16 protein-coding genes and 2 pseudogenes are annotated in these 23296 nt (G+C 71.1%); 4 read left to right on the plus strand and 14 right to left on the minus strand.

The genetic code is table 11. The annotated features are described in order from the left end of the window. Positions 1-13 precede the first annotated feature (13 nt). The gene (locus ENC19_RS17560; RefSeq protein ID WP_164448219.1) at positions 14-559 is read right to left on the minus strand and encodes an RNA 2'-phosphotransferase; all 546 of its coding nucleotides are present in this window, start codon (positions 557-559) and stop codon (positions 14-16) included. Then, complete coding sequence (locus ENC19_RS17565) at positions 556-1419, minus strand: LysR family transcriptional regulator (RefSeq protein ID WP_164448220.1); 864 nt, start codon at positions 1417-1419, stop codon at positions 556-558. Before ENC19_RS17565 ends, ENC19_RS17560 begins: the two co-directional genes overlap by 4 nt. Before the next feature lie 71 nt (positions 1420-1490). On the opposite strand from ENC19_RS17565, the gene ENC19_RS17570 reads away from it, so the two are divergent. Both ENC19_RS17570 and ENC19_RS31015 read left to right on the plus strand, forming a co-directional pair. Further along, on the plus strand, positions 1491-2015 hold the full coding sequence (locus ENC19_RS17570) for a hypothetical protein (RefSeq protein ID WP_164448221.1): 525 nt from the start codon (positions 1491-1493) through the stop codon (positions 2013-2015). 65 nt (positions 2016-2080) lie between these two features. Next, a pseudogene (locus ENC19_RS31015) lies at positions 2081-2401 on the plus strand (Scr1 family TA system antitoxin-like transcriptional regulator); the annotation flags it as partial. A gap of 121 nt (positions 2402-2522) precedes the next feature. Here ENC19_RS31015 and ENC19_RS17575 read toward each other — a convergent pair. Next, entirely contained in the window at positions 2523-4763 is a 2241-nt protein-coding gene (locus ENC19_RS17575) for an ATP-binding protein (RefSeq protein ID WP_235944860.1), read from the minus strand. Positions 4764-5145: 382 nt separating this feature from the next. Next, positions 5146-6237, minus strand: coding sequence for a DNA glycosylase AlkZ-like family protein (locus tag ENC19_RS17580; protein WP_164448222.1), 1092 nt, complete (start codon positions 6235-6237; stop codon positions 5146-5148). A gap of 139 nt (positions 6238-6376) precedes the next feature. On the opposite strand from ENC19_RS17580, the gene ENC19_RS17585 reads away from it, so the two are divergent. Continuing rightward, positions 6377-8227, plus strand: coding sequence for a thiamine pyrophosphate-requiring protein (locus tag ENC19_RS17585; RefSeq protein ID WP_164448223.1), 1851 nt, complete (start codon positions 6377-6379; stop codon positions 8225-8227). Positions 8228-8341: 114 nt separating this feature from the next. Here the strand turns inward: ENC19_RS17585 and ENC19_RS17590 are convergent, their stop codons facing one another. From ENC19_RS17590 to ENC19_RS17630, 9 genes and pseudogenes are all read right to left on the minus strand, one after another. After that, complete coding sequence (locus ENC19_RS17590) at positions 8342-10537, minus strand: transglycosylase domain-containing protein (protein WP_164448387.1); 2196 nt, start codon at positions 10535-10537, stop codon at positions 8342-8344. A gap of 94 nt (positions 10538-10631) precedes the next feature. Beyond that, positions 10632-11021, minus strand: coding sequence for a hypothetical protein (locus ENC19_RS17595; RefSeq protein WP_164448224.1), 390 nt, complete (start codon positions 11019-11021; stop codon positions 10632-10634). Next, entirely contained in the window at positions 11018-13747 is a 2730-nt protein-coding gene (locus tag ENC19_RS17600; protein ID WP_164448225.1) for a prenyltransferase/squalene oxidase repeat-containing protein, read from the minus strand. Before ENC19_RS17600 ends, ENC19_RS17595 begins: the two co-directional genes overlap by 4 nt. 65 nt (positions 13748-13812) lie before the next feature. Next, positions 13813-15312, minus strand: coding sequence for a class I SAM-dependent methyltransferase (locus ENC19_RS17605; protein ID WP_164448226.1), 1500 nt, complete (start codon positions 15310-15312; stop codon positions 13813-13815). Positions 15313-15325: 13 nt separating this feature from the next. Beyond that, complete coding sequence (locus ENC19_RS17610) at positions 15326-16348, minus strand: L-histidine N(alpha)-methyltransferase (protein WP_164448227.1); 1023 nt, start codon at positions 16346-16348, stop codon at positions 15326-15328. A 211-nt stretch (positions 16349-16559) separates the two neighbouring features. Beyond that, positions 16560-17558, minus strand: a complete 999-nt coding sequence (locus ENC19_RS17615) for a helix-turn-helix domain-containing protein (protein ID WP_164448228.1) — start codon at positions 17556-17558, stop codon at positions 16560-16562. A 281-nt stretch (positions 17559-17839) separates the two neighbouring features. Beyond that, a pseudogene (locus tag ENC19_RS17620) lies at positions 17840-18648 on the minus strand (hypothetical protein). 251 nt (positions 18649-18899) lie between these two features. After that, the gene (locus ENC19_RS17625) at positions 18900-20009 is read right to left on the minus strand and encodes an SPFH domain-containing protein (RefSeq protein WP_164448229.1); all 1110 of its coding nucleotides are present in this window, start codon (positions 20007-20009) and stop codon (positions 18900-18902) included. A 4-nt stretch (positions 20010-20013) separates the two neighbouring features. Continuing rightward, complete coding sequence (locus ENC19_RS17630; protein WP_164448230.1) at positions 20014-20484, minus strand: NfeD family protein; 471 nt, start codon at positions 20482-20484, stop codon at positions 20014-20016. An 83-nt stretch (positions 20485-20567) separates the two neighbouring features. On the opposite strand from ENC19_RS17630, the gene ENC19_RS17635 reads away from it, so the two are divergent. Beyond that, entirely contained in the window at positions 20568-21887 is a 1320-nt protein-coding gene (locus ENC19_RS17635; protein WP_164448231.1) for a serine hydrolase domain-containing protein, read from the plus strand. 87 nt (positions 21888-21974) lie between these two features. Here ENC19_RS17635 and ENC19_RS17640 read toward each other — a convergent pair whose 3' ends face one another. Continuing rightward, positions 21975-23291 (minus strand): AI-2E family transporter, encoded by a 1317-nt coding sequence (locus ENC19_RS17640; protein WP_328824289.1) that lies wholly within the window; start codon positions 23289-23291, stop codon positions 21975-21977. Positions 23292-23296: the final 5 nt, after the last annotated feature.

Below are 23296 nucleotides of genomic sequence, written 5' to 3' on the forward strand. Positions count from 1 at the left end.
GGCTGCTTGCCTGTCAAGCGGACCCGGCACCGATGATCCAACCGGGTGGGACGTGGTCGGTCAGCCAGACGCCGTTGACGGCCCGGTAGAAGACGAACCCGTGGCGGTGCATGCCGGCCGCGTCGATGCTCAGCACCACCGGGACACCGCGTCGGGCACCGACCGTGGCGGCGGTCTCCGGGTCCACCGACAGGTGGACGTGGGTACGACCGCGTGGTCGCAGCCCCTCCGCGCGGATGCCGGGCAGGTGACGGGCCACCGTGCCGTGGTAGAGCAGCGACGGCGGCACCACGGAATCGAGCCGCAGGTCGACGCGGACCGAGTGGCCCTGCGCGGCCCGGATCCGCCCGGCGCGCAGCTCGAACCGCCGCTTGTCGGTACCGGCGACCAGCTCGGCGAGCACCTGCCGGCTGACCGGACGGCCGTGCCGGGCGAGCGCGGCAAGCAGCACGTTCACCTCGACCCAGCCGCTCCCGTCCAGCGTGATGTCGATGGCGTCCGGACGATGACGGAGCACGTACGCGAGGAACCTGCTGGCAGCGGTGAGCCGGTCGGTCACCGGTCCGTGCCGAACTGGTCGAGCAGGTCCCGCACCACGGGCCGTCGAGCAGGCCGCCAGGTGGCCCAGTACCGGACCTCCGGCAGGCCGTGGATCGGGACGGCACGCAGACCGTCGGGCAGCCCGACACATCCGTTGACCACGGTGGCGCCGACCCCCAACGCGGCCAGGTGCACCAGCAGGTCCCAGCCGTCGACCTCGGCGGCGACCTGCCAGCGCACGCCCGCGTCGTGCAGGGCACGGTCCAGCGCCCTGCGATGCGGGCGCCCGGCCGGCGGTACGACGAGATCCAGGCCGTCGAGATCACCGAGCCGGACCTGCCGGCGCGTGGCGAGCGGGTGCTCGGCACCGAGTACGAGCACCTGCCGGTAGGCGGCGATCTGTCTCGCCTCGACCTGCCGGCCGGGCGGATCGTGGGCGACCACGGCCAGGTCGGCCCGCCCACTGGTGACGGCGGCGAGGGCGGCGTCCCGGTCAGCGGTGATCACGTGGACCCGGCGACCCTGGCGGCCGATCCGCTCGATCGATTCGCCGATCACCCACCGCAGCGCGCCCCGGCCGGCCGCGATGGTGAGCGTCGGCGCGGACTCGTGGTCCAGCTCGCGCAGGAACTCCTCGGCCCGGCGGCGTGAGTCGAGCGCGTACGCGGCGAGGCGGTCACCGGCGGCCGTCAGCGTCAGCCGGCGACCGTCGCGCTCGTACAGCTCCACGCCGAGCGCGGTGGCGAGCTTCCGGATCTTCACGTGCAGGGACGGCTGGCTGATGTGCAGCTCCCGCGCGGCGGTGGTGAAGTTGCGGTGCTCGGCGAAGACCGCGAACGAGCGCAGCGCGTCGGCTTCCAGCAGGTCCCGCCCGTCCATAGTCGGTAACTATAGGGGGCATCGCGAACAATAGTTCCGGATGGTAGTGAGCGCGCCGCATCCTGAGCGGCATGACGAACATCCTCCCCCGCCTCGGCATCGACATCGGCCGGGTGATCATCGACGGTCCGGCCCATCCGGGCGGCGGTGACACCGCCTTCTTCAGCGGGGACGAGGCGACCATGCTGGCCACCCCCGAGGTGCCCGGTGCCGTCGAGACCATCGCCCGCCTCGTCCCCCTGTTCGACGGCCGGGTGTGGCTGGTCTCCAAGTGCGGCCCGCGCGTGCAGGCCCGTACCCTGCGCTGGCTCGCCGGCCACGACTTCCACCGGCGCAGCGGCGTCCCCCACGACCACGTCCGGTTCTGCCGGGCGCGGGCCGACAAGCGGGCCCACTGCCGCGACCTCGCCCTCACCCACTTCGTCGACGACCATCCCGAGGTGCACGCCGCCATCCGGGGCACCGTCGCCCACCAGTACTTCTTCGGACCCCAGCGCCGACCGGTGCCCGCCTACGGCCGACCGACACCAACCTGGGCCGATGTGGAACGCCTCGTCCTGCGTACGCTGCACGTCGCAACCCCGCCGAGTCCCTGACCGCGACCGTCGCTGGTGGTGCTCAGCGACCGAGGCGTCACGGCGGTACGCCCGGGCGGCGGCGGGTGGCCGGCGCCGCCACTCGCCAGACGGGACGGTGCGGGGCACCGATCACCACCGGTACGGACATCGACCTCCACGGCAGACCGTCTGGGTGCGTTTGTTGTCGTTCCCACGACAACAAACGCACCCACAGCAGGCGCAGGACCGAGCCGCCGGACGTTGGCCGGCTCGTCGCGGTGATCGACGAGTCCGTGCTGCGCCGCCGGGACGCCATCATGGCCGAGCAGCTCGCGCACCTGCTGCGGACGGCCGAGCTACCGCCCGTCCGCATCCAGAGATCGTCCCCGCCAGCGCCGGCCCTCGCAGGCCCGACCGCGCTCGCGAGTTGCGGCATGTTGCGCCTTCCCGCTCCGCTGACACCCCAAGATGCCGCAACCCGCGAGCACAGCCACCGGGCGGGCCGCACGGCCGCCGGGTGCGCAGCGCGTGCCGGCAGCGCGGTGGTCAGGGTGGCGACAGTCGTGACAGCGTGCGGTGGGCGTCCTCGGCCGCCGGGTCACCGAGATCGTCGAGGATCTGCGCCGCCCGTCGCCACGCGTCGACGGCCCCGGGGACGTCGCCCGTCGCCTCGCGCGCCTCGCCGAGCCGCTGGAGGGTCTCGGCCTCGTGGTAGCGGTCGGCGGACTCGCGGAACAGCGCGATGGCCTCCTCGTAGCAGCCGGCCGCCCGATCGTGCTCGCCCAACCGGGCGTGGGCGAAACCCAGACTGTCCAACGTCGCCGCCTGGCCGTTGTGGTCGCCGCTCGCCCGTTGCTGCGCGAGCGCCTCGGTGCAGCTCTCGATCGCCCGTGGGTAGTCCCCGGTGGCGGCGTAGAGCCAGCCGACCGCGTTCAACGCCCGAGCCTCCCCGGCGCGGTTGCCGACCGACCGGTAGAGCCGCAGCGCCTCCTGACCGTGGCGCAGCCCCTCCTCGGGTCGCCCCCGCATGTAGCAGACCTCGGCGTGGTTGTGCAGCGTGAGCGCCTGACCGGTGGGGTCGTCCAGTCGCCGGTGCAGCTCCAGTGCGCACAGCAGCCGTTTCTCCGCCGCGTCGAGGTCGCCGAGGCGGGTCTGGGCGCGGGACAGCAACCGGTTGGCGACGGCTTGGCCGGCCAGGTCGTCGACGCGCTCGGCCGCGGCGAGGGCGACCTGTTGGGCGGCGCGTTGCTCCTGCCACAGACCACGCGGGGCGAAGAACGTGGTGAGCGCCCAGGCCAGTTGCCAGGCGTACGCCTCGAAGCCGGTCTCGGCGGCCTGACGCACCGCCCGCAGCAGCACCTGGTGCTCCGCCGCGAACCAGCCGAGCGCGGCGTCGTGGTCCTTCGAGACGGACCTGACGTTCGACGGCACCGCGGGGACCGGGTCGATCGTCGGCCACTGCGGCTGGAGCAGCACCGCCGCCGGATAGGAGCTGTGCAGGTAGTAGTCGAACAGCCGGTGGCGTGCCTGCCGCGACTCGTCGGCCTTCCCGGCGGACCGGGTCAGCTCGGCCGCGTACGCGCGGAGCAGGTCGTGGAAGGCGTACCGGCCGGGCAGGTGCTCGGCCAGCAGATGTAGCCGCGTCAGCTCCCGCAGTGACGACGCGACACTCGCCGGGGTCTGGCCGGTGAGTGCCGCGGCGGCCTCGGCGGTCAGATCCGGACCGGGGTGCAACCCCAGCAGGCGGAACAGGCGGGCCGCCGGCCGGCTCAGCGCCAGGTAGGACCAGGAGAAGACGGCGCGTACGTCGCCGTCGGCCAACGCGTCCAGCATCGCCTCGTCGGGGCGCAGGCTGGCGGCGAAGGCGTCGAGCGGAAAGCCGGGATGCAGCGCCATCCGCGCCGCCACGATCGACAACGCCAGCGGCAGCCGGCCGGTCGAGTCGATGATGTCCGCCGCGGCCGCCGGCTCGGCGGCCAGCCGACCGGCACCGAGCCGACTGGCGAGCAGACTCATCGACTCGGTGCCGGTGAGTACGTTCAGCCGGATCGGGTGCGCTCCCTCCGCCGCGATCAGCCCGGACAGTTCGTCCCGGCTGGTCACCACGACCACGCAGCCGCCCGCGCCGGGCAGCAGCGGCCGGACCTGCGCCGAGTCCCGGGCGTTGTCGAGCACCAGCAGCATGCGCCGCTCGGCCAGCAGGCTGCGGTGCAGTCCGACGCGGGCCTCCAGCCCGGCCGGTATGCCGGTGGCCGGCACGCCGAGCGCCTCGAGGAAGCCGCGCAGGGCGTCGTTCGGATCGACGACGTCGGCCTCGTCGTAGCCCCGAAGATTGACGTAGAGCTGGCCTTCGGGAAACGAGCCGGCGGCCCGGTGCGCCCAGTGCAGGGCGAGCGCGGTCTTGCCCACCCCGGCCATTCCGGAGATCGTGAAGATGGCCACCGCCGGACGCTTCGCCGGTTCCGGGTGGCGGCCGGAGTCGAGGGTCTCCAGTTCGGCGCAGCGGCCGACGAAACCCGGCACCGCCAGCGGCAGTTGCTGCGGTCGTTCCCCCTCCGGGGCGGCCAGGTCGGGGTCGGCGGCGTGGATGAAGTGGACCCGGTCGGCGGCGGACAGGTTGAACGCCTCGGCGAGCAACCGGACCGTCGACGCGCGCGGCCGGGCCACCCGCCCGCTCTCCACGTCCCGGATGCTGCGCACGGCCAGCCCGGTGGCGGCCGCGACATCCTCCTGGGTCAACCCGAGCCGTCGCCGGTGGGCCGTCACCATCTGACTGAACCGGGCCATGCCCATCCACTCACGGCCTTGGGTCCGAAGTGGACTCTTCAGCCTCTCGACGGGAAAATGGATGTCCGGTGATGGTTTCTACTGGATGGCGTTGCCCATGTCGAGCCGGAGCCCGACGGCCGGGACGGCGCGGGCGGGTCCGTCTCCTCAGGAGTTGACCATGCTGTCGGTCGGGTTCTCCGCCACCGCCTCCAGGCTCAGCGTTGAAAAACCGCTGCGGGAGGGTCCCGTTGACAGAAGTGTCACCCGCAGCGGTACCAGGAACGCTATTTCCACGATCGGAGGCCATCCAGGAGATTGACCGGCAGTTGACCGGCAGTTGCCGGCTGGACCGCGCCACGCCGACCCGGTGGTCGGCCAGCCGGGACCATCCGGGCGGCGACTACGACGACCGGGGTCGGGTGGTCTCCAGATTCAGCCAGGTGGCGAGAGCCTCGATCTCGGCGTCGACCTCGGCGGTCATCGCCGGGGTGAAGGGGACGTCCTGGTGCAGTGCGTTGACGACGAGGACGCCCGCCTTGCGGTCGGCGGTCGCGTCCAGCTTGCCGACGAGCCGGTCGTGATGAAGGACCGGCAGGGCGAAGTAGCCCCAGCGGCGTTTCTCTCGGGGCTTGTACATCTCCAGGAGATACTCGTAGCCGAACAACTGCTCGGTGCGTACCCGATCGTGGATCAGCCGGTCGAACGGCGACAGCAACGCGGTACGCCCCTCGAACGGCAACCCGAGGTACGCCGGGTCGACCCGCCAGGTTCCGGGTACGCCCTCGACCACGGCCTCCTCCCCGGCGAGGCCGACGAACGGCGACTCGCCCGGGGTCAACGTGCCACCGGACCGGGCGATGCCCAACGCGGCGAGCCGGCGCTCGTCGCGCAGCCGGGCCGCCTCGCCCGGATCGAGGTCGGGCAGGTCGACCGGGTAGACCCGCTCGGGAAGATCCCAGTAGCGCTGCCGTCCCTTGCGGCCGGCGATCGCCACCTCGCCGTGCCGGGCCAGCAGTTCGAGCATCTTGGTGACGTTGCGGTTGTTGGTCCAGCCGCTCGACGGCCAGGGCACCACACTGGTGTCCGGGATGTCCCGGGACAGCAACGGGCCCTTCGCCGCCAGCACAGCCAGGATGTCCCGGCGGAACGACGCGTTCTGTTCCAGCCAGGCCCGGGCGGACGGATGGGTCGCGGCGCGGGCCTCGGCGATCACGGCGGGCAGATCATCCGGCGTCCGGATGTAGGCGACGGTCTCGACCAGGCGGCGCTCGACCTCGATCGCCCTGGTCAGCTGCGCGGGATCGTAGGTCGGACCGAGTCGGCTGAACAGCACGAGATCGGCGCTTGGCGCGATGGCCGCCGTGGGATCGAGTTGCAGGACCGTGAGCCGCTCGACGACCGCCACCAGGTCGTTCGGGCGCGGCACGGCGAGCAACTGGGCCCGGACCGCGATCCGCCGGGCGTCGTCCCGCGTCAGCCGATGAACGACCATTCCGCGACCCTACCCGGTCGACCAGCCCCCTCAAGATCCGCGCACTTTCGGGGATATCGCTGCCTCCGGCACCCGCGACGCCGCACCATCAGGGAAGTTGCGGCGCAGTGCCGGTAGTCCGACCCGGAAGGCGTACCCGATGAGCGCAGACCATGTCGGCACGCGGGTGCCGGCCGAGCCGTGGCCGTTGCCCCGCGACGCCAGCGTCGCGGACCACCTCGTGCAGCGGCTCGCCTGCTGGGGCGTACGCCGCTACTTCGGCTTCCCCGGCGACGGCATCAACGGGATGACCTCCGCCCTGCAACGCACCAACGAGCAGACGCAGTTCGTCCAGGTGCGGCACGAGGAGACCGCCGGGTTCGCCGCCTCGGCACACGTGAAGTACGGCGGCGGGCCGCTCGGCGCGGTGCTGGTCACCAGCGGTCCGGGCGCCATCCACGCCCTCAACGGGCTCTACGACGCGAAGCTGGACCACCAGCCGGTGATCGCCCTGGTCGGACACACCGCGCTCACCGCCGAGGGGGGCGGCTACTACCAGGAGGTGGACCTGCTCGCCCTCTACAAGGACGTGGCGGCGGCGTTCCTGGCCCAGCTCGACCACCCGTCCCAGGTACGCCACCTGGTGGACCGGGCGTGCCGGACCGCGCTGGCCCGGCGTACCGTCACCGCCCTGGTGCTGCCGCTCGACGTGCAGGACCTGCCGGCGGTGCCCAACCCACCGCACGCCCACGGCTTCTACCACACCAGCAGCGTGCCGAGCAGCGGTCCGACCACGCCGCCGGAGGCGGACATCCGGCACGCCGCGCAGGTGCTGGGCAGCGGCGAGCGGGTGGCCATGCTGGTCGGCCAGGGTGCGCTCGGCGCCGAGAACGAGGTCCGCGAGATCGCCCACCGGCTCGGCGCGGGCGTGGCGACGGCGCTGCTCGGGTTCACCGCCGTGGACCACCGGGAGCCGTGGGTGACCGGCGCCATCGGTCTGCTGGGCACCCGACCCAGCTGGCAGTTGATGAACCAGTGTGACCGGCTGCTCATCGTCGGCAGCAACATGCCGTACTCGGAGTTCTACCCACCGCCCGGCCAGGCGCGCGCGGTGCAGATCGACCACGACGGCACCCAACTCGGGCTGCGTTACCCGACCGAGGTGAACCTGACCGGTGACGCCGCGCCGACCCTGCGGGCGCTGCTCGCCGCCCTCGGTCCCGGCCCCGGACCGACCCGTTGGCGGGAGACCGTCGCCGGGGCCACCGCCGCGTGGCGGCAGTCGCAGCGGGAACTGGCCGAGCAGGCCGCCCACCCGGTCAACCCGCAGCTGCTCTTCGCCACCCTCAGCGAACGTCTGCCCGACGACGTGATGCTCGCCGTGGACTGCGGCACCACCACCGCCTGGTACGCCCGGCACGTCAAGGTGCGTCCGGGGATGCTGGCCAGCCTGTCGGGCACCCTGCTGTCGATGGGCGGTGCCATGCCGTACGCCCTGGCGGCGAAGTTCGCCCACCCGGACCGTCCGCTGGTGGCCCTGATCGGTGACGGCGCGATGCAGATGAACGGGGTCAACGAGCTGATCACGGTGGCGAAGTACTGGCAGGGCTGGGCCGACCCACGGTTCGTGGTGCTGGTGCTCAACAACCGGGACCTGGCCTTCGTCAGCTGGGAGCAGCGCTCCGACGAGGGCACCCCGATGTTCCCGGACAGCCAGCAGCTGCCCGACATCGCGTACCACCGCTGGGGTGAGGTGCTGGGGCTGCGCGGCGAGCTGGTCGACCACCCGGACCAGGTGACCGACGTGTGGGACCGGGCACTGCGCGCCGACCGCCCGACGGTGATCAACGCGCTGGTCGACCCCGCCGAGCTGATGATGCCGCCACACTTCACCGTCGACCAGGCCCGCAAGACCGCCGCCGCGGTGCTGCGCGGCGACACCGACTGGGCCGGCATCGTCCGCCGCGGCATCCCCAGCGTCCTCACCACCTACCGCCCCCGCCGCCACTAACCCCACCCCCTCCCCCACCTTGTCGATCATGAGGTTGACGGCAGTTTTTGATCTTCAGCCTGCCGTCAACCTCATGATCAACGGGGGTAAGGTCGGGCAGCAGGACGGTGTGGGTCAGCCGCGGGTGCGGTCTCGGAACCAGCGGCGGAGGTCGGACAGCGGGTCGTCATCGGCGCGGCGGGGATCGGTGAGCGGGTCGCGGTCGACCGGGCGGCGGGGGGTGCCAGCCAGTTCGCGGGTGGGCGGGGTGAAGGACTGCTCCGGCTGGCCCTCGACTGCCGTGCCGATGATCCGGGCTACCGCGTCGATCACCCGGGCCTGGACGGCGGCACCGACCGAGTCGGTCGGGTCGTCCGGGTTGGCGGCGATGCCGGCGACCGCGACCTGCGGGGTGTACCCGACGAAGCTCTCCGTGGCGGCCTGGTCGGAGCTGCCGGTCTTGCCGGCCACCGGACGCCCGTCGAGGATCCGGTTCACCGCGGTGGCGGTGCCACCGTTGCACTGCCCGAAGGCGGACTGCTGACCCACCGGGCAGCGCGCGGCGTCGGTGGCGGCGCGGGCCACGTCGGGGTCGAGCACCTCGCGGCAGTCCGGGTCGCCGACGGGCAGCCGCTGACCGTCCGGCGCGGTCACCGACACCACCGGCAGCGGCGCGCAGTACGTCCCCTCCGCCGCCACCGTGGCGTACGCGTTGGCCAGGTCGAGTGGGGTGGTGGCGGCCACGCCGAGGGTGAACGCGCCCCAGTCGGCCGCGTCGTTCTCGGCGAAGTCGGCGTCGGACTCCGCCCGGAAGGTGATGCCCAGCCGCTGGGCCATCTCGACCACCTTCTCCGGTCCGACCTGCTCAGCCAGCCAGACGAAGTAGGTGTTCACCGAGCGGCCGAAGCCGTCCCACATCATCCGGTACCCGTCCATCCACTCCGGGTTGGCGTTGGCGGGACACCAGCGACCGTCGCAGCTGCCCTCCCCCTCGGCGGCGTACCGGGTGGGCAGCCGGCTGGGCGCGTCGAAGCCGGTGGACAGGGTCCGGCCGGACTCCAGCGCGGCGAGCATGGTGAACAGCTTGAAGGTGGAACCGGCCTGGTAGCCGGCGACACCGGCACCGCCGGAGATCAACGGGTTGACGGTGTTCGGGTAGTTGACCTGACCGCCGGGGTTGCCGTCGAGGCTGTAGTGCCGGTTGACCGCCATCGCCAGGACGCGACCGGTGCCCGGCTCGACGGCGGCGATCGGTACGGCGCGCGGGTTGTCGTACCCGTAGATGCCGGTGGCCTGGCGCTGCGCGGTGGCCTGGATCTTCGGATCCAGCGTCGTCACCACGGTGTAACCACCGCGTCGTAGTGCCTGCTCCCGCTCCTGCACGGTGTCGCCGAACTCCGGCTGGGCGACCCACCAGCGGCGCAGGTAGTCGCAGAAGAAGCCCCACCCGTCGCGCCCACCGGCGGTGGCGGCGCAGCCGTTGGCCTGCTCGCTCGGGTCCAGCGTCAGCTTCTCGGCGCGAGCCTCGGCGGCCTGATCGGCGGTGATCGCCCCGGTCTCGACCATCGAGTCCAGCACGTAACCTCGGCGTTCCAGCGCCGCGTCGGCGTCGCCGTCGATCGGGCTGTACGCCTCCGGCGACTGCACCAGGCCGGCGAGCAGCGCCGCCTCGGCGAGAGTCAGGTCGGCCGGCGCCTTGGAGAAGTAGCGCTGGCTCGCGGCCGCCACCCCGTACGCCCCCGACCCGAAGTACGCGATGTTAAGGTAGCGGTTGAGGATCTCGTCCTTGCCGAGGCGCTGCTCCAGGGCGTTCGCGTACCGGATCTCCTGGAGCTTGCGGCCGATCGTCGGTTCGGTGGCCGCGGCCCGCTCCTCCGCGGTGCGGTTCGGGTCGGTCTTGAGCACGTTGCGGACGTACTGCATGGTCAGCGTCGAGCCGCCCTGCCCGCTGCCCTCGGTGACGTTGCTGACCACCGCCCGGAGCATGCCGCGCAGGTCGACCCCGCCGTGGTCGTAGAACCGCCGGTCCTCGGCGGCCACGATCGCCTGGCGCATCACCGGCGCGATCTCCGCCAGCGCCACGTCGGTGCGATTGACGTCGTAGAACGTGGTGATCAGCGTCTTACCGTCGTTGGCGTAGAGGTAGGACCGCTGCGGGGTGGCCGGGGTCCGCAGCGCCTCGGGCAACGCGGCGTAGTTGCCGAGTGCCGCCTTCGCGGCGAAACCGAGCAGCAGGTTGCCCGGTAGCGCGGCGACCGCCAGGACCAGGCCGGCGAGTACGCCGGTCAGCACGACGGTGAACAGCCGCGACAGCGGCGTAGGGGTGGCCATGGTCACCAGGATTGCCGCGAAAGCCATCTTCCGGCCACCACAATCGGCCAATTGTCAGGCAATTCACCGCCATTTGCCAGCCAACCGGTGCAGGTCAGCCGCCGAAGACCCGATGCCAGCTGATCAAACCGGGCAGCAGGAGCACCGCACCCAGCAGGGACAGTACGGTCGACACCAGCGGGAACCGGGCCCGACGCAACGCCCGGCTCAGGTACTCCTGCCGTATCTCCTGTTTCTCTGCCTCACTGAAGTCACGGTCGATGTAGAGGTCCGCCTCCCGCTCCGCCGTCTGGAACAGGTGCGCCGCCCAGGTGGTGAAGGCTGCGGCAACCACCCAGAGCGCTGCGTCCAGCGCCACCTTCGCGGTGGACACCTGCGGGTCGGGTGGCCCCGTCGACACCGACGTCAACATGTTGATCCCCGCGCCGGCGAAGAGCCCGGCGAGGAAGTTCAGCGTCGACGGGGCCGGGATCGCGACGCTCATCGGCCCGGCTCCGATGGCGGTTCGGGCCAGGGCAGGTCGGGCCAGGCCGTACCGCAGATCCGCTTGCCCAGTGCGTCGATGCGTTCCAGGAGGTCCAGGCTGACGGTGTTGTCGAGTTCGGTGGCGAGTGCGGTGAGTTCTGCTCGGTAGCCCAGCAGTTCGCGGAGCTTCTCCTGCACCGCCGGCGTCTGCACCGTCCCGTCCCGCTTGGCGATCTGCTCGCGGATCGTGCCTTCGATCTGGTCGACCCCGCGCCGCCAGGCACGCAACTGCTGGGTGGTCAGCGCCATACCGGTCGGTGCCAGGACGGTCTCGGGCAGGACGGGTTGCGTGCGGGGCTCGGTCGGGTCGGGTCGCCCGTGATTGAGCACCTCGCCGATGAGCTTGAGGCTCTCCATCTGCACGATCCGCCAGACGATGTCGGCAAGCTGCGCGGCCACGAACGGGATCCGTAGTCGCTCCTCCGGGGCGGTCGGCAGGGTCGGGGTTCGCATCGCCCGCAGCACCCGCTGGAACAGCGTCTGAAGGTGGTCGCGGGTGCCGGTCGCGGCCTCCGTGCAGAGCAGGTTCGCCTCCAGCACCTGCGACAGGTCGATCTCGCGACCAGCCACGGTCCACTCCTGCTCCCGACCCATCAGCCAGGTGTGTGCGGTCTCCATCGCCTGGTGCATCGGCGTGCCCGCGCGGACCAGGGCGCTGAGACACATCGCGGTGGTGGCCTCGTCGCGGTTCCAGGTGCCCGTGCCGCTGCGCCACCAGTTGTCGAACGGCCCACCCTCGGCCACCCGGCGCAGCAGCCAATTGCAGGCATCGCGCACCACCGGGTGGTCGACACGCAGGTTGGCCTGGCACAGACCGAGGACTACGCGGGCGGTCACCCAGGGCACCCGGGCCGGGTAGAAGTTGCCGTCGGCCTCCTGCGCCCGGGCCGCCACCTCCACGAGTTGGTCGATCCGGTCCTGCTTGCGAAAGCGGGCCGGCGCGGAGCCCTCGAAGCCGAGCAGCAGACCGAGCACCCAGTTGCGGTACATCCGGTCGGGGTCCAGCTCGTCAGCGGTCATGCCGGCCAGGTGCGGCGCCCCGCCCAGCAGCGCGTCCTCCTGGGCCATCGACCGCTGGATCTCCTCGAAGTCGGCGAAGTCGGCCGTCACCGCCCCCACCGGTTCGGGAAGCGCACAGCCCGGGTCGTGGTAGCTCCACCGCTCCCGCACCCAGCCGGCGATCGCCTGCCACGCCTCGTCGTGACTGAGCTGATGCAGGGCGCTGGCGGCGAAGACCCCAGCCCCCAGGTTGTCGTTCCAGGTCGAGTCCTCGGCGCTGCGCTGGCTCAGCGAACGGCCGAGCCGGGTCAGTGTGTCCCAGGTGGTCACCAGGTAGAGGCTGTCCCGGCGGACCTCGTCGGGCGAGATGAGACTGTCCAGCCGACTCAACGTAGCCTTCATCAGCCGGTCGCCGCCGCGTTGCAGGTGCAGCCAGACGATCCGCTCCGGACGACTCCACCGCCGGTCGGCGTCCCACTGGTTACGGGCCCGGTTCATCACCAGTTGTGCTCGCCGCCGCGAACCGATCTGGTACGCGCCGTCGATCTGGAACACCAACCCGGCGTCCCGCAGCTGCTGCAACGGCTCCCGCAGATGCCCCGCCTCGCGGACCGCCATCTGCAACTCCAGCATGCCCAGGCAGGCCAACCGGTACAGCGCCTCCTGCCGCCCCGCCCCGGTCACCTCGCGGGTGTAGTACTCCTCCAGGTCCGATTCCGTCGGCACCCGGCCCAGAGCGTCGGACAACTCGATCGCGGTGAGCGCGATGTGGGCGTCCTCGCGGGCCAGGGAACGGATCCTCGGCCAGCGCTGTTCATCGATGCCGCTGTCCACCAGGAGCTGGTTGACCAGTTGCCGTCCCTCGGCCAGCACCGGCGTGAGGGCTCGGGCCGGCTCACCCCGACGCAGGATCTCGGCGGCCGACTTCCAACTCGTGGCCAGCACCTGCAGGGTCAGACCGAAATCGCTGCGCAGCCGCTCCACGCAGTCGAACAGTTCGTTGCGCACCGGCAGGTTCGCGTGCAGGTTCTCCATCACCACGAGGTACGCGCCGGTCCGGCTGCGCTCCTGCTCCAGCATCGCCAGCACAATCGACGCCGGCCCGTCCGCCGGGTCGCTGAGGTTCAGCCACACCACCCCGTCGCCCTGGGCCAACCGCTGCTCGACGACATTGGCCACCAGCGCCGACTTGCCACAACCGTGGTCACCGACCACGACCACGTCCTGCCCCGCCTCCAGCATCTCGTCGACCTTGATCGAGCTGGGGGTAATCCGGTGCAGACGGGCGTAATAGTCCATTGTGGTCTGATTCGGCAACTGCGCGTGCCCGACCCGCTTGGGCTGCCACCAGTCGCCCAGGGTCTCCCCCCACTCGACCAGGGCGTAGCTCAGCAGCACCAGCGGGGAGACGCCGACCGACACGGCGGCGACCCGGACCGCCGCTTCGGGAAGCCATACCTGCAACGGCTCGCCCGCAGTCTCGACCCGCACCATCAGGCCATGCACACCGTTGACGAACTGCCTGGTCACCTCGGTGGAGACGTGCAGCGCCGCACGCCGACCGTTCGGCAGTGCCGTCTGCGCGAGCAGATCCAGCCGCGCGGCATCGAGCAGTTCGAGGATGGTGGCATCCGAGCCGAGGGCGCTCACCGCCTTCCAGCCGGCGGGTGATTCGACCGTCGTCACCGGCGTACCCCCTCCTCAGGCGGCTCACCCTGGGTCAACCGGCGGTCACCGGGACGCTTTTGATGCTAACCGCCGCGCCGGGCACTGTCGTCATGGGACAGCGCGGCGCAGAGCCTGAGGTACTTGGTCCGGACCAGCTCACCGTCGACCTCGCCGACATCGGTCTCGGCGAGAGTGAAGCCGCGGCGGCCGAACGCCGCGCGAACGTCGTCGGCGTCGCCCAGATCGTGGCTCACCATCCGAGTGGCGTACCGACGTACCGCCGTCGACAACTCCTCCAACTGCACCTGGAGCAACCCACGCCAACTGGCGGCGCGTTCCCGGAACCGCAGCTCGAAGTCGTCAACCAGATCGGTCACCTGGTGCCGGTTGTCCTGCCCGTCGACGCTGGGCCACTCGTTGCCGGCGTGCAGCCGCACCGTGGTGACCACCGTGCCTCCGGGACGCAGCAACGCCGACCAACTGTCGATCACGGTGGTCGCTGTGCCTCGGTCGAAGCGGGTGAGGAAGGCGTCGGCGACCACCAGATCGTATTTTCCGTCCGCCGTCAGCTGTCGTACCGTATCCGGGCAGGTGATGTCGGCCTGGTGACCGTGGATCTCGGTACCCAGTTGTCTGGCGTACCACTGGCAGGCCAGCAGCGGGGTCTGGCACTTGTCCACCACGTGGACATCCAGCCGACCCGGCAGTTCGCCGGTCACCGACCGGATCGCGTCCAGCACGAAGGCGAGCGTTGTGTAGTCGGCCGTGCCGCTGATCAGCACCCGCCGGGCGCCGTCCCGTACGGCCTCGACCAACCGCCGGTTGTAGAACTCCGCGTGCCACTGGGGACTGCTCACCATGTCGAACAGGCGTAGGTACTGCCACGCCGAGTGGTACCAGGAACAGTTGGCGCTGTCCTGGTGCGAGGGGCCGCACGACATAGGTGCCATCGCGTAGAGCATCTTGGCGGACTGGAGCAACGAGCGGGTCAGTTCCGGACCGGGCGCGGGCTGCGGAGCCCCACTTGCCGGGGCCCGACGCATCAGGGCCTCCCAGAGCAGGCTGGCCCGTTGCACGTCCTCGGAATGCCGGCTGACCACCCAGGAGGTCATCCCGTCGCGCCCCGTCTCCTGACGTACCACCACCTGGCGGTCGATCAGCCACATGCCCGTCATCGGGACCTGGGTGGCCTCGCCACCGATACGCACCGCGACCTTCACCGGGTGCAGGTGATGCTGGCGATCCTCGTCCACCTGGCGGTCGACCTCGACGCTACCCACGTCCTCGCCGGGCACGAGGTACATCCGGCGAATCGTGGCCCGCCGCGCCAGCTGCCCGAACACCGCCCGGGAGAACAGGTCAGCCGGCCGGCCGACGGCGGAGTAGGGCACGATCTGGCACAGCTCCCGGTGCACACCTGACGCCAGGCCCTGGATCAGTTCGTCGACCGCGGCACCGGGCAGCCGTACCCGCTGGGGGTCGGTGCCCTCGTACGACGCCCGGAAGAACACGTTCGCTCGACGGGCCCGCTCGATCAGATCGGCGGGCGACACCTGTGCCCTGGTATCACCAGGCTCGGTCATACCGGCCCCTCTCTCACCGCCACGACGCTGTCACGACCAGGTGGCTGCCACCCGGCACCTGCACCGCGTCGCGGACCTGCCAACCCGACTCCCCGACGGCCACGATGACGTCACGGGTACGGAATCTGCGGGACTGAAAACAGCGGATCCGGTGCCCGGCGCGCAGCGGCCAGCCGTCCAGCCGCACCGATCGCCGCAGCACCGCCTCGCCGACCACCACGTCGTTGTGCCAGCTCAGCGCGAACTCCAGGTCGGCCTCGACGAGGCCGGCGGCCAGCAGCGGTTGCAGTGCGGCGGCGCGGAACTCCGGCGACCGGTACGGGGCCAGGACCGCGTCCGGTACGGGGCAATCCGCCGTGCCGACAGCGACGCTGAGCAGAAGCACATCACCGGCGCGCAGCGCGTCGTGGATGTTCGCCAACACCTCGTCGGGGCGTTCGACGTTGCCCAGGGTGTGCCCGAGCAGGCAGCTCACCACCGGGCCCGGTCCGGCTCGCCACCGCTCCACGCAGCCGGAGGTGCCGTGCTCGATGTCCCACACGTGTGAGTCAACGCTCATCGGGTCGCCTGCGAAGCGGGCGACCCGGGCACAGGCGAGGCCGAGCAGGGTCTCGCTGAAGTCGAGTGCCAGATATCGCTGGCAGGGCAGACCCCGGTCGGCCAGCCGGTCGAGGAACGCTCGGCTGCGACTGCCGTTGCCCGGCCCGATCTCGGCCAGCCTGAGCTCTCCGGCGGCCACCACATCGGCGGCGACCAGAGCGTCCGCCTCATGCCTCGCCGAGGTCAGCATGCTGAGGTAGTCGTCGGAGCGGGCGTACGCGTCGTGGGTGTGGGCGGCGCTGCCGGCGTAGGCGAACTTGAGCGGCACGCGGCCGGCCTTGATGGCCCGCACCACCGCCTCGCGGTGCGGCTCGCGTTCGAAATAGGGAGCCGCGCAGCCGGCCGAAGAAATCGGCGGATGCCCCGCGAACGACGAGGACGAACGAAGCGTCCCGGCACCACCCGCCACGCCATGCGCGCATCTCGTCTCTGCCACAACGTCCTCCGACGAGGTCAGAGCTACCGCCGATTACCCGACAATAAGCGTGAGCCGCAACCTCGCGCACCCTTTGTGACGCCTCATTTCGCGATCTGCAATCCGTACACCGTCGAGGACTTATCTAACACGATGATTCCGCAATGAGTTCCGTCGATCAGTTGAGCGATTTTGGACCGAAGGGGGGATGGTTTTCATCAGCTCGGTTGACTCACGCCTCCGGCGTGTCTCCGCGCCCGCTGCGTTCCAGCAGCTGGGCGACGGCATCGCGGGCCGCCGCCGTAAACGTGGTCGGCGTGAACACGTGACGTTGCCAGTCTCCCTGCAACCCGCCGATGTCGTCGACGCCCTCCTCCACCAACAGCACCATGTACTTGCGGTACGCGAGTGCGGCACCCTTCTCCTCAATCAGCCAGGCGCTCGTGGCGTACTGCTCCTCGTCCCCGGCGAACCGCCGAGCCCTCGTCATCAGCGACACGAAGAACTCGCACTCGCGGATCCGGTTGAGCACCGCCGCGCCCACGTACCCGTCGGCGCGGCGGCCGGTGACCACGGTGAATCCCCGATCCTCCAGCAGGCCGGACAGCCCACGCACGTAGCCGTCCTCCTCGGCGAAGCGGTACGACAGGAAGACGCTCGCGGGGGTGGCGGTCGGCCGCACCAGGTGCGCGCGGGCCGCCTCCAGGCTGCGGCTCTCGTCGACGTCCTCGACCAGTTGTTCCAGAGTGTCGTCGCCGGTGTCAGCCGCGATGTCCCTGACCCGGTCAAGCAACCGTCCGGTACGCGTGGTGCCGGTGGCCAGCAGCCGAAAGTCCCGGCACTTGACCAGCATCGCCTCGGTCTCCGCGGCCAGCATCTGCGCCGGGGTTCGTTTGTCCAGCGTGTACATCTCCTTCAGCGCGCTGCGCGCCCCACGGTAGAACGTGGCCGCGTGGTCCTCCACCGCCGCCAGGTCGACGTGCAGCACGACTGCTACACCCGCCGCCGACCAACCGAGCGCCAGGTCGCCCGTGCGGGTCAGCCCGGTCGCCAGCGGATCGACTATCACCACGTCGAAGTTGTCGTTCGCCACAGCGCGTTCGGCCTCGTCGAGGCTCTCCCCCACCACCACCCGCTCCACCAGAGGGCTGTTGGTCAACTCCTGATAGAGCTGCCGGACGGCGGGTACCGAGTCGCACAAGAGCACGGTCAGTCGGGACAACTGAGGCACGGCACAGGCTCCATGAATATCTCATCGGCGGGAAATGAGCACCCATGGTGCCATGGTCAAGAACGTGAACACCTCGGGGAAATGTCCGTCGACCATAGCCGAACGGCCCCTGTGACCACCGTGCCGACCGGTAGCCCGATCACCCGTTTCCGTTCCCGCCCGCGAAGGAGCGCGAGACACGCCGCCATGAATAGCGCTCGGTCCGGAATCCGACAGTATTGGGCGCTGGTTCGTCAATTGCCATCGACGACGGCCGCCATTTTCGGCGTCGTTTCCGGCGGTCAGGCGGTTCCGAGCGGACCCGCGCCACCGGGGCCCATCGGCGCGGCCGGACCGGCGGTGGCGACGCTGGCGCTGGTCGCGTCCCGGAGGATCTCCCGGGGCAGCAGGCGACCCGAGCGGTAGCAGATTCCGATACCGGAGATCAGCACGAAGATCGCACCGAAGGTCTGCAACGAGCCGATCAACGCGCCGCCGAGACCGAGCAGCGGGCTCGCGATCATCAGCATCGCCCCGTCCCCGATGCTGAACATCCCCGAACGGGCCACCGCCCAGCCGGTGAGCAACCAGCCGGCGCTGTAGCAGGTGGCGCCGACCAGTACCAGCGATCGGGCGTTGGTGCCGAAGACCGGGGTCTGCTCGGACAGTCCGGCGAAGGGCAGCATGAGCACCGTACCGGCGATGCTGACCAGCAGGCCGGCCACGGCGGCGTGCCGGCTGCGGGTGGCCGCGAGCAGCCCGGTCAGCCCGAGCAGGGCCAGCAGGCCCAGCCAGACCGCGGCCACCCAGCCGACCAGGTAAAGCGCCCGACCGTCGGCGGGTACGGGTCGTTGCCCACCCCGCCGTCGCTGGCCATCGCCACCGCGCCGTAGAGGATCGCGTACGCCGGCAGCAGCCAGACCGCGGCCCGGGCCAGCCGCCGCAGCGACCAGGCCCAGCTGGCGTTGGTGGCCGCCCTGGGTGGCGCCGGCTCGTCGACGAAGGGCAGGACGCCGAACCCCCCGCCGGTACGTCGGGTGCCGATCGGCCCCTTCGGGTCGTGGGCCCCGGGCACCTCCGGCGTGGACCACAGTCGCCGCACCGGCTCCATGCGTCACCTCGCTCACCTGCGGGCGGTGCCGGGACACGCCGAGGCGCCCCGATGCCTGGTCACCACCCGCGCTAGGACCGATGGTGGCAGGCGCCGGGCGGCTTAATGAGCGTTTCTCGCATTTGTCGTCGCATCCGCGCCGCGCTGGAATCCCGCGCAGCATCGGCGCGAGACCACCGGTCAGACGCGAACCGGGCAGGACGCGAACCGGCCCGAACCGCCGAAGCGGTTCGGGCCGGCACCGGATTGCGTCAGCCGCGCTCGCGCTGATCCGAGGTGTCGTTGAGCAGGGCGGCCGGGGAGACCGGCTCCGGCGCGGGCAGCCCCTGCGGGCTGTTGCCGCCGGTGGCCTGCGCCTCGGCCACGCGTACCTCATCGTGGATCTCCTGGGCCGCCGCGGCGGCGGCCTGCGCGGCCTCCGCGGCCTCCCGCTCGACCGCGCTGGCGTCGTCGGAGGCCTCCTTGCTCGGCGCGTCACCGACCATCTGGCCCAGACCGCCGAGTGCGCCGCCCATGCCCTCCAGGGCCCTGGTCAGCTCGGTCGGCACGATCCACACCTTGTTGGCCGTGCCGTTGGCGATCTGCGGCAGGGCCTGGAGGTACTGGTACGCGAGCACCTTCTGGCTCGGGTTGGCCTGGTGGATGGCGTCGAACACGGTGCGGATCGCCTTGGCCTGACCCTCGGCCTGCAGGATCCGAGCCTGCCGGTCACCGTCGGCGCGCAGCACCGCCGCCTGCTTCTCGCCCTCGGCGGACAGGATCTGCGACTGCTTGTGCCCCTCGGCGTTCAGGATCGCGGCCCGGCGGTCCCGCTCGGCGCGCATCTGCTTCTCCATCGAGTCGCGGATGCTCGGCGGCGGCTCGATCGCCTTGATCTCCACCCGGGTCACCTTGATGCCCCAGCGGCCGGTGGTCTCGTCCAGCACGCCGGAGAGGTGCCGGTTGATCTCCTCCCGGCTGGTCAGCGCCCGCTCCAGGTCCAGCGAGCCGATGACGTTCCGCAGCGTGGTGACGGTCAACTGCTCGATCGCCTGGAGGAAGTTGGAGATCTCGTAGGTGGCCCGGACGGAGTCCACCACCTTGAAGTAGAGGACGGTGTCGATCGACACGACCAGGTTGTCCGAGGTGATCACCGGCTGCGGCGGGAAGCTGACCACCTGCTCGCGCATGTCGACCTTGGTACGCACCGCGTCGATGAACGGCACGAGGATGTTCAGGCCAGGGTTCAGCGTGCGCTTGTAGCGGCCGAGCCGCTCGACGACGTCCTGACGCTGCTGCGGCACGATCCGCACCGACTTGGCCAGGGTGACCACCGCGATCAGTGCCACTGCTATCAGTAGGGCGGGAACTACGAACTCCATCCGTTCACCTTTCCGCTTCGGGTAGCTCACCGGGAGTGGTGACGTCCCGCCAGACCAGGGCTACCGCTCCCTTGACCTGGATAACCTGCACCCGCTCGCCGGGTGCGTAAACCTGGGTGGCGTCGTAGGCGCGAGCGCTCCACACCTCGCCGTCGATCTTCACCATGCCCCGGTCGGCGTCCACCTGCTCGAGTACCAGGGCGGTGGAGCCCTCGATCGCCTCGACCCCGAAGGTGGTGTCGCCGCTGTCGGAGCTGGTCTGTTTGTGTCGTTGGATGACCGGCCGCGCGGCGAAGACGGTGAGCGCGGAGACCACCGCGAAGACCACCGCCTGCACGGCCACCGGTGCGCCGAGCGCGGCGGCACCGGCGGCGGCGAACGCGCCGACCGCGAACATGATCAGGAACAGGGTCGCCGTGAAGATCTCAGCGACCGCCAGCACCACACCCAGCACGATCCACAGCACGGCATCCACGTAACGATCGTGACACGTCCGTGCACGTGTCATCGAACTGTCATGATCTCAGAGCGACCCCCACCGACCTCGAGGGAGACTTCGTGCCCCTGCGTCCCGAAACCGCCCGGCAGGTCGACGCTATGGTGGCCGACGCTCAGCGCGCCGGCCACGCCCCATCGCTGATCATCGGCGTGGTCCGCGACGGTGCGCTGGCCCACCTGGCCGCCGCCGGCACACAGCCATCCCCCGACGCCGATCTCCAGTACCGCATCGGCTCGATCACCAAGACGATGACCGCCGTACTGGTCATGCAGGAACGCGACGCCGGCAAGCTGGCGCTTGACGACCAGCTGCGTCGGCACCTGCCCGAGGCCGCCGCGGCCGGGCGGGTCACTTTGCGGCAGCTGCTCGGGCACGCCGGCGGCCTGCAACGCGAACCCGACGGGCCGTGGTGGGAACGCAACGAGGGCGTCGACCTGACCACCCTGCTGACCGGGTTCACCGCCGCGAAGGTCGCGCACCCGCCGTACCGGTACTGGCACTACTCCAACCTGGCGTTCGGGCTGCTCGGCGGGGTGCTGGAGCGGACCACCGGGACGCCCTGGTCGCAGCTGGTGCGCCAGCGGATCCTGGAGCCGCTCGGACTGCGCCGCACCACCTACGCGGCCACCGAACCGTTCGCCCGCGGCTACGTGCTGCACCCCTGGCACGACACGCTGCGGGAGGAGCCACGAACCGACAGCCGGGCGATGGCGCCGGCCGGTCAGCTCTGGTCCACCGTCACCGACCTCGCCCGCTGGGCGGCCTTCCTGGCCGACCCGGATCCGGCCGTCCTCAGCCCCGCCACCGTCGAGGAGATGTGCGCTCCGGTGATCCTCAGCGACCTGGACGCCTGGCGCGGCGGGTACGGCCTCGGCATCCAGCTCACCCGCGACGGCGACCGGGTACACGTCGGGCACGGCGGTTCGATGCCCGGGTACGTCGCCACGCTGGCGGTGCACCGCCCCAGCCGCACCGGCGTCGTCGGCTTCGCCAACTCGTACGGGTTGCGCACCGGCGGGATCGGGCCGCTCGGTCACCGGATCCTCACCCACGTACTCGACGTCGAACCCGGGCCGACCCGGCCGTGGACGCCGGCCGAGGCCGCACCGCCGGCCGACCTGGCTCCGCTGACCGGCCGCTGGTGGTGGATGGGTACGGCGCTCGACGTCAGCTGGGACCGGGCGACCGGCGACCTGGTCGGCACGGTGCGCGGCGACCGGGTCAGCCGCTACGCCCCGGAGGGCCCCGACCGGTGGCGCGGCGTCAGCGGTGTCGAAAACGGCGAGGTGCTGACGGTGCTGCGGGACGAGGCGGGCCGCCCGGTCGCCCTGGACATCGCCACCTTCGTCTTCACCCGTGACCCGGACGGCGAACCCTGACGGCCATCCCGGTCACCGAACCGGCGAAGGCCGGTCACCCGAGCGGCTCGCCCGGTCGACGGCCGGCGACCGGTCCCGCCGGCACCGTCACGGCGGGGTGGATCGGACCACCACCGCCTCGGGCACCTGTGGCGTCGGCGACGGGGACACGGGGGTCGACGGCGTCGGCGCCGGTGGCGCGGGCCGTTGCCGGGACAGCCGGCGCACCGCGGTGTTGAGCACCGCGATCAGTGGTACCGCGACGAGCGCGCCGACGATGCCCTCCAGCACCACTCCGGCGGTCACCGCCAGCACCACGGGCAACGGGTGCAGCGCCACCGCCCGGCCCATGATCCAGGGTTGCAGGACGTTGCCCTCCACCTGCTGCACCACGACGACCGCACCGAGAATGATCAACGCGGTGACCCAGCCACCGTCGACCAGAGCCACCAGCACCGCGACCGCGCCGGACAACGTCGCGCCGACGATCGGAATGAACGCGCCGAGGAACACCAGCGCCGTCAACGGAAAGGCGAACGGCACGTCGAACAGCACCAGCGCGATGCCGATGCCCACCGCGTCGATGAACGCCACGAGCACCGTGGCGCGCACGTAGGCGACCAGGGTCAGCCAGGAGGCACGCCCGGCGTCGTCGACCCGCCAGCGGGCGGCGACCGGGAACATCCCGACCAGGAAGCGCCAGATCCGGTCGCCGTCCCGAAGGAAGAAGAACGTGGCGAAGAGCACCAGCAGCGCGCCGGTGAACACCTCGACCACAGTGCCGGCGGTCGAGATCGCGTTGCTGGTCAACGCCTGCGAATTGTCGTTGATCCAGTCCTGTCCGGACTCGATGTACCTGTCGAGCTGGGTGTCGGAGAGGTTCAGCGGTCCGTCGCGCAGCCAGTCCTGGATCTGCCCGATGCCGGCCGCGGCGCTGGAACTCAGCTCGGGCAGACCGGCGATGAACTCGTTGACCACAAGCGTCAACGTGCCGATCACCGCAGCCAGCCCGCCGATGAGCACCACGGCCGTGGCCAGCGTACGCGGGAACCGGGCGCGCAGCAGCCAGCCGACGGCCGGCGCCAGCAGGGCGGCGAGCAGCAACGCCACGAGCAACGGCACGATGACGACGCGGATGGCGCCGAGGACGCGCAGCAGTCCCCAGCCGACGATCCCGATGACGATGAGCCGCCACGACCAGGCGGCGGCGATCCGTAGCCCTCTCGGCACGTCCGCGTCGTCCCGGCTCGCCGTGGACACGGCACCGTCGTCGGTCGGCGTAACCGGTTCGGCGATGAAGCGGTCCCGCTCGGCCGCCCGCTCGGCCCGCCGCGCGTTCTCCCGCTCACGGGCCGCGCGCACCGACTCGCGTCCCGTCGCGTACGCCTGACGCAACCGCTGCCGCAGTTGCCCTGTCCGGCTCACGTGCA

The organism is Verrucosispora sioxanthis (assembly GCF_010560025.1).
Taxonomy (GTDB): domain Bacteria; phylum Actinomycetota; class Actinomycetes; order Mycobacteriales; family Micromonosporaceae; genus Micromonospora; species Micromonospora palythoicola.